The sequence below is a fragment of the Erwinia sp. JH02 genome, from assembly GCF_013074405.1.
Lineage (GTDB): Bacteria > Pseudomonadota > Gammaproteobacteria > Enterobacterales > Enterobacteriaceae > Erwinia > Erwinia rhapontici.
On the sequence record NZ_JABANZ010000005.1, the window covers coordinates 303,080 to 318,930 of the forward strand.

General features: G+C 52.5%; 15 protein-coding genes, 1 tRNA gene and 1 pseudogene. 11 read left to right on the forward strand and 6 right to left on the reverse strand.

Annotated elements, in window-relative coordinates:
* Positions 1-49 precede the first annotated feature (49 nt).
* From HHI26_RS13970 to HHI26_RS13980, 3 genes are all read right to left on the reverse strand, one after another.
* Entirely contained in the window at positions 50-1,036 is a 987-nt protein-coding gene (locus HHI26_RS13970; protein ID WP_133842427.1) for a nucleoside hydrolase, read from the reverse strand.
* Positions 1,033-2,064, reverse strand: a complete 1,032-nt coding sequence (locus tag HHI26_RS13975; RefSeq protein ID WP_133842428.1) for a LacI family DNA-binding transcriptional regulator — start codon at positions 2,062-2,064, stop codon at positions 1,033-1,035. Before HHI26_RS13975 ends, HHI26_RS13970 begins: the two co-directional genes overlap by 4 nt.
* A 128-nt stretch (positions 2,065-2,192) precedes the next feature.
* Complete coding sequence (locus HHI26_RS13980) at positions 2,193-3,587, reverse strand: MFS transporter (RefSeq protein WP_171149250.1); 1,395 nt, start codon at positions 3,585-3,587, stop codon at positions 2,193-2,195.
* Positions 3,588-4,340: 753 nt separating this feature from the next.
* Between HHI26_RS13980 and HHI26_RS13985 the strand changes: the two genes are divergently transcribed.
* Together HHI26_RS13985 and HHI26_RS13990 are read left to right on the forward strand one after the other, a co-directional pair.
* Complete coding sequence (locus HHI26_RS13985) at positions 4,341-4,895, forward strand: histidine phosphatase family protein (protein ID WP_171149251.1); 555 nt, start codon at positions 4,341-4,343, stop codon at positions 4,893-4,895.
* 145 nt (positions 4,896-5,040) lie between these two features.
* Positions 5,041-5,117: transfer RNA gene (locus HHI26_RS13990), tRNA-Ile, on the forward strand.
* 407 nt (positions 5,118-5,524) lie between these two features.
* Here the strand turns inward: HHI26_RS13990 and HHI26_RS13995 are convergent.
* Positions 5,525-6,451, reverse strand: a complete 927-nt coding sequence (locus HHI26_RS13995) for a LysR family transcriptional regulator (protein WP_133842431.1) — start codon at positions 6,449-6,451, stop codon at positions 5,525-5,527.
* Between the two features lie 191 nt (positions 6,452-6,642).
* On the opposite strand from HHI26_RS13995, the gene HHI26_RS14000 reads away from it, so the two are divergent.
* The 8 genes from HHI26_RS14000 to HHI26_RS14035 are packed head-to-tail and all read left to right on the forward strand — an operon-like array spanning position 6,643 to position 12,577.
* A complete protein-coding gene (locus HHI26_RS14000) occupies positions 6,643-7,254 on the forward strand; it encodes a hypothetical protein (protein WP_133842432.1) in 612 nt (203 codons plus the stop codon).
* Positions 7,255-7,264: 10 nt separating this feature from the next.
* Positions 7,265-8,041 (forward strand): AfsA-related hotdog domain-containing protein, encoded by a 777-nt coding sequence (locus HHI26_RS14005; protein WP_133842433.1) that lies wholly within the window; start codon positions 7,265-7,267, stop codon positions 8,039-8,041.
* Complete coding sequence (locus HHI26_RS14010; protein ID WP_159336846.1) at positions 8,034-8,867, forward strand: hypothetical protein; 834 nt, start codon at positions 8,034-8,036, stop codon at positions 8,865-8,867. Before HHI26_RS14005 ends, HHI26_RS14010 begins: the two co-directional genes overlap by 8 nt.
* Before the next feature lie 7 nt (positions 8,868-8,874).
* On the forward strand, positions 8,875-9,099 hold the full coding sequence (locus HHI26_RS14015; RefSeq protein WP_133842435.1) for a tautomerase family protein: 225 nt from the start codon (positions 8,875-8,877) through the stop codon (positions 9,097-9,099).
* A 3-nt stretch (positions 9,100-9,102) separates the two neighbouring features.
* Positions 9,103-9,753: an HAD-IB family hydrolase gene (locus HHI26_RS14020; RefSeq protein WP_167863332.1), complete on the forward strand. Its 651-nt coding sequence runs from the start codon at positions 9,103-9,105 to the stop codon at positions 9,751-9,753.
* 22 nt (positions 9,754-9,775) lie between these two features.
* The gene (locus HHI26_RS14025; protein WP_133842437.1) at positions 9,776-10,990 is read left to right on the forward strand and encodes an MFS transporter; all 1,215 of its coding nucleotides are present in this window, start codon (positions 9,776-9,778) and stop codon (positions 10,988-10,990) included.
* On the forward strand, positions 10,983-11,396 hold the full coding sequence (locus tag HHI26_RS14030; RefSeq protein ID WP_133842438.1) for a carboxymuconolactone decarboxylase family protein: 414 nt from the start codon (positions 10,983-10,985) through the stop codon (positions 11,394-11,396). The genes HHI26_RS14025 and HHI26_RS14030 overlap by 8 nt, the downstream gene beginning before the upstream one ends.
* Entirely contained in the window at positions 11,393-12,577 is a 1,185-nt protein-coding gene (locus tag HHI26_RS14035) for an acetyl-CoA C-acetyltransferase (RefSeq protein WP_133842439.1), read from the forward strand. Before HHI26_RS14030 ends, HHI26_RS14035 begins: the two co-directional genes overlap by 4 nt.
* 185 nt (positions 12,578-12,762) lie before the next feature.
* Here the strand turns inward: HHI26_RS14035 and HHI26_RS14040 are convergent.
* Both HHI26_RS14040 and HHI26_RS14045 read right to left on the reverse strand, forming a co-directional pair.
* A pseudogene (locus tag HHI26_RS14040) lies at positions 12,763-12,915 on the reverse strand (transposase); the annotation flags it as partial.
* A gap of 331 nt (positions 12,916-13,246) precedes the next feature.
* Positions 13,247-14,245, reverse strand: a complete 999-nt coding sequence (locus HHI26_RS14045) for an aldo/keto reductase (protein WP_133842440.1) — start codon at positions 14,243-14,245, stop codon at positions 13,247-13,249.
* Between the two features lie 276 nt (positions 14,246-14,521).
* Here HHI26_RS14045 and yjjJ point away from each other — a divergent pair, with 276 nt between their 5' ends.
* Positions 14,522-15,826 carry a type II toxin-antitoxin system HipA family toxin YjjJ gene (gene yjjJ / locus HHI26_RS14050; RefSeq protein WP_171149252.1) on the forward strand — a complete coding sequence of 435 codons (1,305 nt, stop codon included), beginning with the start codon at positions 14,522-14,524 and terminating at the stop codon, positions 15,824-15,826.
* The last annotated feature ends 25 nt before the right edge of the window (positions 15,827-15,851 follow it).

Sequence of the window (15,851 nt, forward strand, 5' to 3'; positions counted from 1 at the left end):
TCTGAGGCCAGCTTAAGCACGCCGGATCGGCAAAATCCGCGGGCAGGCTTTACGCTAACGGCTTCGCCAGATAATGCTCCAGCATCGCCAGCAACAACTGGTTATCCACCGTCTGCAACACATGCACCTGGCCACCCTGCGGCTCACCGATGCCCACATCCACACGCAACGGCTGACGGAAACGCCATGACTTACCGCGCGTCATCCCCTCGCGCAGCTCCACGTCGACAAAATAATCCGCCGCCGTGCTCACTCGCTGGTTCAGCAACCAGGCCACTACCAGCGCATCGTGGATCCAGCAGCCCGGCAGATGACGGGTCTGAATCGAGTAATCAATCCACGGGCGCAGCGTCTCGGTGACAAAACGCGCCAGCGGTGTATCAATCTGTGCAATGCGATTCAGATCCTGATGCGTCATCAGCGTTTGACTGGTCACATCCATCGGCACCAGCGTGATATTCGCGCCGCTGGTCAGCACCTTATGTGCGGCCTCAGGATCAATGCCAAAGTTGGTGTCTTTAATAAAATCATCCAGCGCAAACACACCGCCCATAATGGCGATCTCCTGCACCGCATCGGCCATCTCCGGATAGCGTTCTAACGCCAGCGCCACATTGGTCAGCGGACCAATCGCCACCAGGGTGATTTTCCCCGGATTCGCGCAAATCAGCTGGCCCATCGCATCCGCGGCTTCCAGAGCCGGGGCGGTAAAAGACTGCGGCTGACGCACGCCGCGCCACAGATGCGCCAGCTGGTTGCTGTGCACCCGCTGATCTAACGCTTCGCGCCACGGTTGCGTCGGCTCGCATAAGGCCGCATCGGCCCCTTTCACCACCGCTACCGACTGCCCGATACGCTCCATCAGATCTTTCACCACGCTGTATCCCACCTGGCTTGGGGTATTTCCCGCCACGGTGGTGATCAGCTCCAGCGAAATTTCCGGTGCAGCCAGCGCCAGTGCAATCGCCAACCCGTCATCGACGTTGGCCCCCGTAATACCATTCCCCGGATCACAATCAATAATTAATCGTTTCATATCGTTATCTTATTATCGGCCAGCTTGCAGCCACAGGACTCGCCAAGTTCAAGATGATGAGAGAACTCACTCAGCATGCTCTCCCCTTTCCACGCCGCCAGCATGTTGATAGCGGTCTTTGCCATCTCGCGCACGGGTTGACGAACAGTCGTCAGCGATGGCACATGATAAGCAGATTGATCGGTGCCGTTAAAACAGACCAGCGCCAGCTGATCCGGCACGCGGATACGGTGTTCAGACAAAGCACGAATACAGCCAATCGCCTGCGCTTCGTTCGATGCAAACAGCGCACGCGGGCGCGTCTCGCTCTGCATCATGCGCTGTGCGGCCTGATAGCCACCCACGCGGGTATAGGGGGTATGGAATATCCACTCCGGGCGTTCTTCCACGCCATGATCCGCCAACGCATCGCGCCAGCCTTGCAGACGATCCTGCGTATTCAGCATCTCCGGCGGGCCGCAAATAATGCCGACATGCTGATAGCCGTGGCTTAGCAGATGGGCCGTCACCTGACGCGACGCCTCGCGTTCATCCACGCGGATCACATTCACCTGCAAGCTGGGATCAACCCGGTCGAGCATCACAAACGGAGTACCGCTGGATTGCAGAAGATCAATATAAGGATGGCGGTCAACGCTGATGTAAAACAGGCCATTCACCTGCTGGCCCAGCAGATTGTTGATCAGCTGCAACTCGCGTTTTCGGCTGTCACCGGCATCGCCCAGCAGCATCACCATATCGTTAGCCAGCGCCTGCTGTTGCAGCTCATGGGCCAGCGAAGCAATAAACGCATTGCCAATATTCGGCACCACCAGTCCATAGGTTCTCGTGGTGCCTGAAGCCAGCGCACGCGCCACACTGTTCGGGCGGTAACCGGTGCTTTTAATCGCCGCCAGCACGCGTTCACGTGTCGCGGGCGCAACCGGTCGCGGTCCGTTATTCACAACGTAACTCACTACGGCAACGGAAGTTCCGGCGACTTTTGCCACATCTGCACGGGTAGCACGATGATGAATCTGTTTTGCCACAGGCAGTCTTCCTCACAAATAAACAGCGTCGGGCCGGATAACAATCCGGCCCGTGAGTCCCTTAGATAATGCAATTAAGGGAAAAAGAGCGGGGGAAAACCCACACTCTTTTCCGCTTTCATCCGTGATTAAATCGCATCTTCCGGTGCGTTAAGGTCGCGACCGCGTGTTTCCGGTGCCACAAACGTGGTCAGGAAACCGATACCTGCCATCACCGCAAAATAAGTGGCAATCGGCCACCAGTGACCCGTCCAGGCCAGCAGTGCCGACGCCACCAGCGGTGCCGTACCGCCTGAAAGAATCGACCCCAGCTCTTTAGCAGTGGCCATTTTGGTATAACGATGATGAACGCCAAACATCTCCACGCCCCAGGCCGCCTGTACGCCGAAGATCCCCAGCGATGCCAATCCCATCCCGACGACGATCGTACTGATGACAATGGCCGGTTCACGCGAGTCCAGCAGCATAAAGGCCGGGAACGCGTAGAGGATCAGCAGCAGGCAGAAGCAGCGATAGGTAATACGGCGACCAAAGCGGTCCGACAACCAGCCCGCCAGCGGGATAATCAGGAAGCCCAGCAGCGAAGCAATAAACACCGCCGTGGTCGCCACCGATTTATCCACTGCCAGCACTTTCACCACATAACCGATAATAAAGCCCTGCGCCAGATAGGATGGACCGTTCTCACCGATACGCAGACCAACCATGGTCAGGAAGGCACGGCTACGGCGCCAGAATCCACGGGTATCTTCTACGACGTGCACGGCGGCCAGCACCTGCTCACGTTCGGCTTCCAGCTCTGCTTTTTTGCGTTCAAATACCGGGGTTTCACGTAAGTGACGACGGATCCATAACGCCACCAGCGCAATCAGCGAACTGCACAGGAACGGAATACGCCAGCCCCACTCTTGCAGTGATTGTTGGTCCATCTGCACCACCGCCAGCCAGACCAGCGATGCCAGCAGCGTGCCGCTGTTAGAACCGAGCGCAATAATGGAGGAGACCAGACCGCGACGCTGCGCGGGTGCGTATTCGCCCAGCATCACCGTACCGCCGGACAGCTCTGCACCCGCACCAAAGCCCTGACTAAAGCGTAGCAGCACCAGACACGCCGGTGCCCAAAGGCCAATAGAGGCATAGCTGGGGATAAGACCAATCAGTGTGGTGGAGGCACCCATCAGGATGATGGTGGAAACCATGACGACTTTTCGACCTTTACGATCGCCGAGCCAGCCAAAGAACAGTGCGCCAATCGGGCGGGCAATAAAGCCAACCGACCAGGTCGCGAAGGTAGAGAGGAGTGCCATTTCTGGCGTTGCTTCGGGGAAGAAGACATCACCGAAGATAATCCCGGCGGCCAGCCCGTATAAAGCGAAGTCGGCATATTCCATTGCTGTGCCAAGCCAGCACGAGAATGTTGCCCGCCAAAAATCCTTACGCCCTTCCGGGGTGGCTAAACGTTCATCTGCCGCCGAGTTGGCCGACATTGCAGTATCCTGTGCAACGCTTTGAGGTGTAGACATGAAAAATTCCCTGATGTGAGGAGTTTTATTCGGCGCCATCCCTGGCACGCACTCCTCCGTCGGAGGAAAATTCGCCAGTGAACAGGCCGTGTTATAAAGCCATGACGAAAGGTCGTTTACCCTAAATAATTCGAGCTGCAGGAAGGCGGCAAAGGAGCGAACCCCGATGAGCTTACTGAAGTAAGTGATTCGGGTGAACGACTGCAGCCAACGCACATGCAACTTGAAGTATGACGGGTAAAAAGGTTCCCTGGTGTTGGAACGCTATATTCGCTTTGCGCCGACGGTCTAAAATTGACCAATCGTATAAGTAACGCGAAACAAATTTGACCTTCACGTAGCTGCTAACCATCAAGCACCGTGAATTTTCACTACGCAGCTATTGTATCTACGCGTGTAGATAAATCAAGGTAACGAAACGGCAATCGTTAGATTTTCTTGACATTCAACACAACTGATTGCTTAGAAAATCAATAAAATCAATGAAATAAATCGTCCAAAAAACATGCGATTTTTTTTCACTATTGAAACCGTGCGCAAACTTAAGGCAAACGAAGCTGAACACGCTTTCAACACTGACGTTTTAGCCCCCGAGTATTGCGAAGAGATGACAATCTGCACATTAGCTTCAGGTTTGTGTTTGTCGGGGGGGATGGTTAAGCTGAAAAACACACTTAGAGCCTGGCCCAGTAGGCGTACATTAATGGCAAATAAAATAGCCTAATGGGATAGGCTCTTATCAGGCGGGAAATAATGACGATTACATTAATGCGCCACGGCAAGCCCGATCACTCTCTGCCAGGCCGCCGCTCGTCACTGGCGATGGCGGAATGGTGCGAGGCCTACGATCTGGCCGAGATCTGTGACCTGCCGCCAGAACGCAGCCTGAGGCTGGCCGCAGAGGCGGATTGGATTGTCACCAGCACATTACCGCGTGCCATTTCGTCGCTGGCGAAACTCGGCAGGCAGGCCAACCGGATCGATGCAGTCTATCGTGAAGTGGCACTGCCCGTTATGCCGCTGGCCTTCCCGGCTTTATCGCCGCTGCTGTGGCTGCCGCTGCTGCGGGTGATGTGGCTGCTGGGCTACGCCGGACAGGTAGAGTCTTACGCTGAGGCAAAACAGCGTGCGGTGCTCGCCGCCGATCGCCTGATCGCCCTATCTGCCGAAGGCAATGTACTGCTGGTGGGTCACGGCATTATGAATAAGCTGATTGCACGCCGCTTACGTCATCTTGGCTGGCTGGGAGAGAAACACGCCAGCAGCCGCTACTGGAGCAGCGCCATTTATCATCCACCGGTGATTTAGCGCTAAAGGCGCATGAGAGCAGGTCTGGAGAGATAATGGTTATGATTCAACCAGTTCGCGATATCGTATTTTTGCCTGGAAATGCATCATACACATGTTAAGCGCTGGATCGTGCCGCAGAGTTACATTATAATCCTGCGCCTCAGGCCCCATAGCTCAGTTGGTTAGAGCACGCGACTCATAATCGCTTGGTCGCTGGTTCAAGTCCAGCTGGGGCCACCAAATTTATCAAGGACTTAGACAGGAAACTGGCTGAGTCCTTTTTGTTTTCTGGCGTTACAGGTGAGGTAGTGGGTGATGTCATCCACATGCTGCATCACCTGCTATCAGCACACAGAACATAGGAGCCTGTTTGACAGACTCGACAAGAAAGTGAGTGAGCGGCGTGACAAAGAAGCCGGCTTCGTCAGCCTTAAACAAATTTGCTTGTAGTATGAGATCTGTCAGGCCATCAGCGTCATGGCAAGATCTTGCCGCGCTTATCAACGTTAATTAGAAACGGGCAATACTTATCTTCGTTATGCAACGGGTGGGCATCTGTGGTCTGTGCTTCGCTGTTGTGTGCCCTGATTTTCATCATTAGTGGGGCGAAGCCTGGCGTGAAGAAAGTTTTGACTATATACCCCAATCTACTCTGACAGATTGTTACAACATAACACGTCCTGCGCATTCAGGATGTCTTCTCGCTTTTCATTGAGTCGGGTAGCCGCGTAGACATCGATATTCAGCTTTGACGATTCGTGATCGGACAGCTCCCGGTAGCATAGCCCCTCCTGATTGAACGTGCACTTTGACTGCGGCATCAAGGCAAACCCCTTGCCCCGGGCGATGTGGGTGAGCATAACCAGTGAGTCATCTGGCTCTTTGATCCGCTTAAGCGGAAACCTGAGCCGATCGAAGTAGCTTTCGCACTTATCGTAGAAGGTGGGATTGGCGCTTCTTGCAAACCAGAAGAGCGGTAAATCACAGATGTCTTCCAGCGAGACTTTTTCTTTCAGGCTTGCAGGATGCATAGCCGGCATTGCCATTAACAGCGGCTCGCGGTAGACCCAACGGTACTGGACGATGTCTTCATGACCGGTGCCTTTCTCGCCGGTCAGCACAAGATCAAGCGTGTTTTTTGACAGACATTGAAGCAGCTGCGCCGATGTCAGATTGGGAGTTTCAACATCATCGCCGGCATCCAGTTTATTGAGCTGTTTGTTGATAGGCTCTATCAGCTCAAAATTCAGCGTACGGGTGAGACCGATACGCAGATTCTTCTTTGAGGAAGGTGAAGCCGTTTTCATTTCGCTGAGCTGCTGAAGGAGCTTCTCTGCCCTGATAACCAGTTCGCGACCAGCCTCTGTCAGACTGACCTCGTGCGTGCTGCGGCTGAACAGCTGTATCTCCAGCACAGCTTCCAGGCACTTTATCTGACGGGTCAGAGGAGGTTGGGTCATCCTGAGACGTTCTGCGGCTCTGCGGAAGTTCAGCTCATGTGCGACAGCGAGAAAGCACTGAAGCTGCTTAACGCTGGGGAGGTTGCTACTGATTAAATGTTCTGCAATTGCCATAGATTCCATCCTTCAAATAGAAAAATTATTCTATCTTATTTATACGTAAAGATATAACACGGAATTTCATTTCAGAAAAAGGCTCTTTTACAGTAATACAAAATTTATATTACACATTTAACAATTCCACCTGCGTCACAGATTGATAAATTAGACTCGAAATCTAATCCCATATCCTTTCGGAGATAATAATGTCATCTAACTATGTGCTGGTGTCTCGATTCCCATTAAAAAATACTGTTTCTGCTGATACTTTCTCGTCATTAAAAAACACTGAGAGCACGCGCTATTATTTTTGTGAAGAACAGGGTGTAAATGAATTACTGGAACTTCGTTCGTTTAACGACATTAAAGAAGTATCATGGGTGGAAGAAGAGATGGAATCTATGTTCCATCAGTTTGCTGACGTTCTTTCCGCGGATATTCGCAGAGAACTTCTGAAGTTTGTCGAGTCACCTATCGACAGCAAGAGAGATCTCCCTGAGACAAAATATATTCAGCTGCGCCATGTTGAAGTTCCTGCACACAATTATGAGCAGTATCGCCAGTGGCGCGACGAAACGATCTTCAACGTTGTAAGAGATAATAAAGACAAGATCGAAAGCTTTGAAGCTTTTCACTCGCTCATCAGTGGCGTGCCAGGTGTGATGTTCATTTCTGCGTTCAATGGCGATAAAGAAACATATAAAGAAGCCTTTACCAATGCACGCTACCAGGAAATCATTCAGCAGGCAGGTGATAACTATATTACCGGAGGAAATGAAGGCCTCTATACCCGTATCTATCGCGCTTGTTGTTGCTGAGGAATGATTCATGAATTGTAAGAAACTGGTTGTTGTCGGCGATAAATTCAATGAATTCGCAAATGGAAAAGATGTCCTGACTATTTCTCAGCTGGAGCTGTTAACGCAAATCCCTGCAAATATCATCGATAAAGAACATGAAATTATTATCGGGCAGGGTGTGCGTAAGGATTTTGCCGGGAAAGTGCTTTCAAATCAGGCGAGAAATACCATTCACGGCAATAAACTAAAAATGTGTTCTCTTGAAAAGCTTGTTAACGATAAAAAGAATGAACACTGCCATAAACGGCTGGAACAGAATGTCCTGATAGGTCCTGCAGAACAGACTGAGCACAACAGTAATCTTTTTGCTATGCCGCTGTTGATCGATGAGCGCTGTGAGCTGATGGCCGATCATCAGACCGGTCAGCATATTCAGGGAATGCTTTTGGTAGAGGCAAGCCGTCAGGCGTTTATCGCCATTACTGAAGAATTTATCTACAAGCAGGAAACGGGGCGTTACTACGTCATTAACAGCATGGCGATAAACTTTTCGAGTTTTCTGTTTCCTTTACCTGCGCTGGTTCATTTTGAGTACCTTGAGAAGGACGTTAATGACCGCCGTGGCCGTTTCAAAGCCCAGGTGCGCGTAACGCAGCATCAGATGCTTTGCGCCAGCATGGACGTCTCATTCACCGTATACCCTTCAGGGCTGATTTCTGAGAAAGAGAAATCCCTGGCTGAGGCGGCTATGCAGGCAGCGATAGTAGAACATCAGGGTGCGACCTTTGAGGTAGCGCATGCCTGAAATAAGCAGTCAGAAATACCGTCTGACTGCTACCACGCAGGGGCCGCTTTATCCCCCTGCGGAGGTAATGGATCAGGATGGTAACTTTGTCGTGGTCGGTATGGTGCCAGGAGACAACGGCCTGGCATGGCGCAGCATGATTGTGGCGGCAGACAGCCCGCTTCCGGGCTTTGGAGAAACGGCACCCTACAAAATATTGCGTGATATCGATGACATGTCACAGGCAGAACTGAAGGACGTGATCCTGCATACCCTTCCGCTGCCGGTACCGCTGAATAATTACGGGATGCTGTTCGCGCCAGAGCAGCGGCCACAGGCTAATACCGAAAGCCGTCCTAGCCTGCCTTTGCATGAAGGCTACATCGCAGATTACCGCAGCAGTGACGGTAAACGTCAGATCCCGCCTGTCACGCTGGCAGACTGGTTACGCGCTGAAGGCAGTCTTGAGGTGTTTCTGTCAGGAGACAGCCGGCGCGCGCTGTTCAGGTTCTCATTTCGCAACCTGGTTCCCGACAGTGTTTATACCGTAATGAGCCTGCGTGAGCAGGATCTGGCAACTGAAAATCCAAGCCGGCCGGGACCGCTGGGTATCCCTAACGTATTTATTACCGACCACGATGGCAATGCGGATTACTGGGCGGAGTTACCCGATCCGTTCCCGGCACATGAACGCAATGATAATCGGGTAATTAACGTGGTTGTCCTTTATATGAGTTCCCGCCAGAGCTACGGGGGCGCAATTGGGCTGTATGGGCTGGGTGGTGATATCCATGCACATCTGAAACTGAAAAGCCGCTCATTCGATGAATTAATTACCGTAAAGTGAGTTAAAAATGCCATTTGTACATATCACGACCTGGCCTGCTAAAGACGAAGGCGACATGCTCAGGCTGCATGAGGACATTACCTATGCCGTGCATAAAAACACCGGAGCACCGCTGGATAAAATCTCTGTAGTGATTTCTGAAATACAGCCCTCACGCTGGTCTGATGCAGGTATTCCCGGCGATCATAAAGATTTCCCGGTAAAAAGCCGAAGAAAGAGTTACGAGGAATAAGCTTTGCAGAAATCAGCCGCATTTTTTGATGTCGACGAGACCCTTATAACAATTAAAAGCATGTTTGATTTTTACGCATTCTGGTGTCGTGAAAATAATGAAATGAACACGCTTGAATGCTATATGACGCAGTTTAAGGAAAACGTTAAAAAAGGAACGAGTCGCGAGTATCTGAACAGAGAGTATTACCGACAGTTCTCTGGGGTCAGTTATAAAAAACTGGAAGAGGTGGGTGAAAAATGGTTCCGATCACAGTGTGTCAAAACTCTCTTTATTAACAGTGCCGTCGCAGCCCTTAAGCAGCATCAGGCGGAAAACAGACTGACTATCTTTGTTTCAGGATCGATGCGTCCTGTACTTGCACCGGTTGCCCGATATCTGGGTGTCACGGAGATTCTCTGTGCCCCACTGGAACTCACTGAGGCAGGAACACTGACAGGTGAAATAGGCACGCCGCAGACCATTGGCAGTGGCAAACGGGAGGCGCTTATTGCGTTCTGTCGCGGAAAAGAAATCAGTCCTGCGGATTGCTATGCCTATGGAGACGATCTCTCCGATATTCCCATGCTTGAATCCGTCGGCCATCCGATTTGCGTAGGAAAGAAGTCATCGCTTGCCAGTCATGCGATTCACCAACACTGGCCCGTTATTTAAATCATTCCAGAGGAAAAAAATTATGAACGTAGAAAGCACTCCGCAGGATATGACCTTAAGGTCGTGGCTTGCTCTTTTTATTCTGGCTCTCTCAACGTTTACGATCGTCACCACAGAGCTGGCACCTGTTGGCCTGCTGACGCCAATCGCAAACGGCCTGCATGCGTCTGAATCAGCCGTGGGTATGACGGTCTCACTGTATGCATGGGTAGGTGCACTGAGCGCACTTTTTGCATCAGTGTTTCTGGGCAATGTGGCCAAGAAGCGGCTGCTGCTTACGCTCACCGTGATCCTTTTCCTGTCTAACGTACTGGCCGCGACGGTGAGCACTTACACGGTACTACTGGCTGCACGTGTGCTGGGAGCGCTGGCACACGGTGCATTCTGGGCAATGATTGGTGCAACGGCCGTCTCCATTGTGCCGACAAGATATATTGGTGCCGCTACCTCAATCGTATTTGGTGGCGTATCTGCAGCCAGTGTGTTTGGCGTGCCGGTTTCAAACTATATCGGTATTCACTTCGGCTGGCGGCAGGCGTTCTGGCTGATGGCGATACTCAGCGTGGTGGCATTTGCCGGTATCAGCGTGCTGATCCCACAGATCACCAGCAAAAGCGCAATTGGCTTTGAGGCGCTCAAAAGCGTACTGAAATCATCTGCACTGTGGAAAATCTATTCTGCTACGCTGCTCGCTGTCACCGCGCACTTTGCTGCCTTTACGTACATTGAACCCTGGCTGCACACGCAGCATTCACTGGCCACATCGGTTATTCCGGCTGTGCTGTTTGTATACGGTATTGCGGGACTTGCCGGCAATTTCCTGACCGGCATGATGATTGATAAATATCTCAAGGCGACAGTATCCATTTCAGTACTGCTCATTTGTGCGGTACTGGTATTCCTGGGAACTTCCGGTTCAGCGCTTTCAGGCACTGCTGTCTTCACCGCTATGGTTATCTGGGGCGTGGCAGTATCCGGAATCTTTGTGGGCTTCCAGACGTGGGTCCTGCGCCTGGCTGAAGATAAAACCTTTCCTGCCTCTGCGGTTTACGTTTCATTTTTCAACACTGCTATCGGTATCGGTGCCTCTGCCGGTGCGTGGATGGTATCCGCATTTTCAGTTCCGATGCTCTACGTCGTAGCCGGCGTGGCCATCGGGCTCTCTGTACTGCTGGTGGCGGCTATCCCGACGCGCGTGGCGTCTGCACAAAACGTTCTGGAGAAATCTTATGAGTGAAGCTAGCGATCTGACCCGTTATGGCAAAGACATCATGGACCGCCTTGAACCCGGTCTTGCCGATAAAGTCACCGGACGACTGGCTGAACTTGATCCTTCATTACCGGCCCTGATCACCGACTACGCATTTGGTGCAGTGGTGGGACGCCCCGGACTGGACCTCAAGACCCGTGAAATGCTGACAGTGGCATCACTTGTCACGCTGGGTAATGCGATGCCGCAGCTGGAGCTGCATATGAGAGCGGCGCTCAATACCGGCGTCACGCCCGAGGAGTTGCTTGAAATCGTGATTCAGATGGCGGTTTATGCAGGCGTCCCGGCTTGTATGAATGGCCTGACTGCCTATCGTGCCGCAATGGCGGCAACCGGGCATACATTACCCGGTCTGAAAGGAAAAAGTGCATGAATGAAGTAGTGATTGTTTCTGCAAGACGCACGGCAACCGGTGCATTTATGGGTGTACTGTCCGGGCACTCGGCCGTCGCGCTGGGAAGTCATGTTATACGCGCGCTTCTTGAAGAGTCCGGCGTCAAAGCCAGTGAGATTTCACAGGTCATTATGGGACAGGTTCTGACCGCCGGCTGCGGTCAGAACCCCGCACGCCAGTCCGCACTGAAAGCCGGACTGCCTGTCGAAACACAGTGTATGACCATCAACAAAGTCTGCGGTTCGGGCCTGAAATCGGTTCATCTGGGTATGCAGGCACTGCTCACCGGAGAGGCAACGTTTGTGATTGCTGGTGGTCAGGAAAGCATGTCCAGTGCACCGCATATCCTGACATCGTCGCGTACCGGGACACGTCTCGGAAACAGCGAGATGAAAGACAGTCTGGTATCTGATGGGCTGTGGGATGCTTTTGATGATACCCACATGGGCGTTACTGCTGAAAACGTGGCGGATGAGTTTGGTATCACTCGTGAAATGCAGGACGAATTCGCGCTTTTATCCCACATGAAGGCAATCAGGGCGCAGGAGCAGCACCTCTTTGAACGCGAAATTGTTCCTGTAGAGTGGCAGAACAGAAAGGGTGAAACGCAGAGGGTTGATACTGATGAAGGTCCGCGTCAGACCAGCATTGAAAAGCTCTATAAGCTCAAACCTGTATTCAGAAAGGGGGGCACAGTAACTGCTGGTAATGCCTCCTCACTTAACGACGGTGCCGCCGCTGTTCTTCTGTGCACCCGGCGTACGGCTGAGGCACAGGGATTGCCGGTTCTGGCTTCTCTGGGAGAGTTCACCAACTCAGGTATCAAGCCGGCACTAATGGGTGCCGCTCCGATACAGGCAATCACAGACTGCCTTACCCGTTCAGGCTGGAAGCCAGAAGACATTGAACATCTCGAATCAAATGAGGCGTTTGCGGCGCAGGCTCTCGCAGTTATCGCTCAGACAGGCATTTCACAAGAGCGCATCAACCCTTACGGTGGTGCTATCGCGCTTGGTCATGCTATTGGATCGTCGGGGTGCCGTATACTGGTCACGCTTGTACACGGCCTGATACGAACCAACAGCCAACGCGGTATGGCTGCACTGTGTGTTGGCGGTGGCGAAGGTGTCGCGCTGAGCGTTTACCGGCAGAAAAGCTAACAGTCAGCCGTCATATCCAGAAATTAAAAACCGGGCAATGCCCTAATGCTGGTCACTTAAGGTGATCAGCCGTTTTTCTCGCCGAATATTTCTGTGCATTTACTCTTCGTTTCCGAGGGTAACTTCGCTCTCTTCTCCCCCGGTAATACCCGCCATTTTCTTTCTCATACAACGTTGTTAGCTCGCCACTCCTGCCGCGCCAGTTCTGGCAACTTGCTGCGTAACGTCCAGCGACTGTCCAACATTCCCTGTTTCACTTCCCGATAACCCCGTTCGATTTCCCATCTGTGTCGATATAAGTCACTGATATTATTGCCCGGATAGCGATTCTGGTCTGTACGCACGACTTGATATTGTGTGTGTGTTTTCAGCGGCTGAAGGCAGCGCTGTTTTCCGGCGTGTCTGCCGTGCGCCAGACAACACCATCCATGGATTCAAGAGGAAGTTTGCGGAGCGTGACAGTGTCAGTCAACGTTAACGCTTTCTGAATGAATTCAGCAGGAATGAGGTCTGAGAGGCTACGGGCGTACTCTGGGAAGGTGGCATTGATAATGCCGAGGGCTTATGAAAGTTCCATTTAAAAAGGGTCCATGATGAACATGAACCCTTTCTATACCAGCCACCGGATCGGCATTAGGGCATTGCCCGGTTTTTTTATGAGCTCAGTACTCAGGCGTTAACGCCTTTCATGCCCTCCTCAGAGTAGCGGCCGCCTTTGATCTCAACGCGCTGATGAATGTTGTTCAGCAGGGTGATATCGGTTGCTTCCAGAACAATATTGGCCGCCTGCGCATTCTCGGTCAGGTAACTGATGTGCTTGGTTCCTGGGATAGGCACCAGCTTGTCATACTGTGCAAGCAACCAGGCCAGCGCAATCTGACCCGTAGTGCAGCCATATTTTTTCGCGAGCGGGCCCATAACGTCAAGCAGCTGAGCATTGTGATCAAGACTCGACTGGATGAACCGCTCATTGTTTTTGCGGAAGTCACCTTCTGCAAAATCACTATTATTACGATACTTACCGGTCAGGAAACCTCTGCCCAGAGGAGAGTAGGGAACCAGACCAATGCCCAACGCTTTCACAGCCGGCAGAATTTCCTGTTCAATATCGCGCGTCCACAGTGAATATTCGGTCTGCAGGGCTGCCAGCGGGTGTACGGCATGTGCCCTGTGCAGGGTAGCCGCAGAGACTTCACAAAGACCGATGTGGTTAATCTTGCCTTCTTTAACAAGGCGGCTCAGGCATTCCATGCTCTCTTCGATGGGCGTCGCCTGACTGACCCGGTGCAGATAAAAAAGATCAATACGTTCAACGCCCAGTCTTTTGAGAGATTCATTACAGCAGCGGGTGATGTAGTCAGGCTGGTTGTTGATGGTGCGGGCGTAGGATTCATCAGGCGAGCGATCGATGCCACACTTGGTGGCGATTTTGAACTGCTCACGAGTCGTCTTGTCCAGACCGGCAAGAAAATGGCCGATCAGACGTTCATTGTGGCCACGGCCATACAGGTTTGCGGTGTCAATAAAGGTGATATCGAGGTCAACGAGTTTATGTAAGAGCTTCAGGGAGGCCTGATCGTCAGTCTGACCATAAAATTCGCTCAGCCCCATGGCACCATAGCCAACAGAACTGACAGAGAGGTTTTGAGATAGATTTCGGGTATGCATAAGTTCTCCTTTTTAAGCTATCTGATTGTTTCATCTCTATTCCAATTGATGAATTGTCATTTTCGTTATGCAAAAAAAGTATCGGACTGAGTGTTTAGATAGTTGGCATGGCTTCAATATATATATTACCGGTATGACGCTGTCCGAGAACGATACGTGGGGCGTTGACGTACTCAGCCCACTCCCCCAACGGGGAGGTGACGAGTGACATATTAATTGATAGGATACCTATTCATTTATCTATTCACTTATCTATTCACTCAGTGATTCAACATTATGCCTGATCGCTTCGACACGATACGCCAGTTGCTCAGTCAGGGGCCAATGCAAGCACGGCAACTGATTGAAAAAATGAAAATTAGCCAGCCAACACTGTCCCGTGCATTGAGGCAGCTTGGTGACGATCTTGTTCGATTCGGGGCGGGTCCCTCTATTCAATATGCCCTGCGCGATACCTGGCGCAGATTCAGGTCTGCACCTGTTTACCGCATCACCGATGAAGGGCGCGTTCAGCCTCTTGGCGAGCTGATTCCGGTTCGCCCTGACGGGTTTGTCATGGTGCAAACCGACAATGTGAGCCTCCATAGCGACGGGCTGCCGTGGTGGCTGTTTGACATGCGACCGCAAGGATATCTCGGGCGAGCCTGGGCGTCGACGCACGCGGTCGGGCTGGGCCTGGCGGCGAACCCAGAGCAATGGTCAGACGCGGATGTGGTCAGGGCGTTGCTCGCACAGGGTCATGATGCGATCGGCAACCTGCTGATAGGGGAGCAGGCACGGGAGCGTTTCCTGGAGATGCCAGAACCCCACCCCGTTGATCGCGACACGACCTACCCCGAGCTGGCCGTGGCGGCGGCTGCGGGTGAGGCGCCAGGATCATCTGCGGGTGGTGAACAGCCGAAATTCTGCACCTATACAGAACGTGGCCATGTGTTAGTGAAATTCTCGGCCCCGGATGACAACCCGGTTAGCGAACGCTGGCGCGACCTCCTGCTGGCCGAACACCTGGCGCTAAAGGTGCTGGGTGTTAAAACAGAGGTATTTGATTTTGCTGGACAGCGCTTCCTCGAGATCCCCCGATTCGATCGCATTGGCCAAATGGGCCGTGTCGGCGTCTTCTCGCTGCGGGCACTGGATGCAAAGTTTGTCGGTAATGCCAGGGCTTCATGGCCAGCGCTGGTCAATAGTCTGATTACGGAGGGCCATGTCCATGCTGATGCCGCCGTCGACACCGCACGGCTTTGGGCATTCGGGGTCCTGATTGGCAATACCGATATGCACCACGGAAACCTGTCGTTCATCAGTCACCATGGTCGCCCATATCACCTCGCACCAGCCTATGACGTTCTGCCTATGGGGTTCGCACCCAAAGCGAGTGGCGCAATCGTGAACGAGCTCCGACCCGCGTCACTACCGGAAGTGATTAGCGGAGATATCTGGCGGGAAGCACTGGATCTGGCGGAGAACTTTTTTGCTATAGCCAGCAGCTGCGATCGCTTTTCCGCCAGTTTCACCCCCTGCCTTGAGGCCTTACGCCGCCACCTTGACGAGGCCAGATCGCGTATCGCCCGCCTGGGATAAGAGGCGGGTTCAACGTTATTGGGCG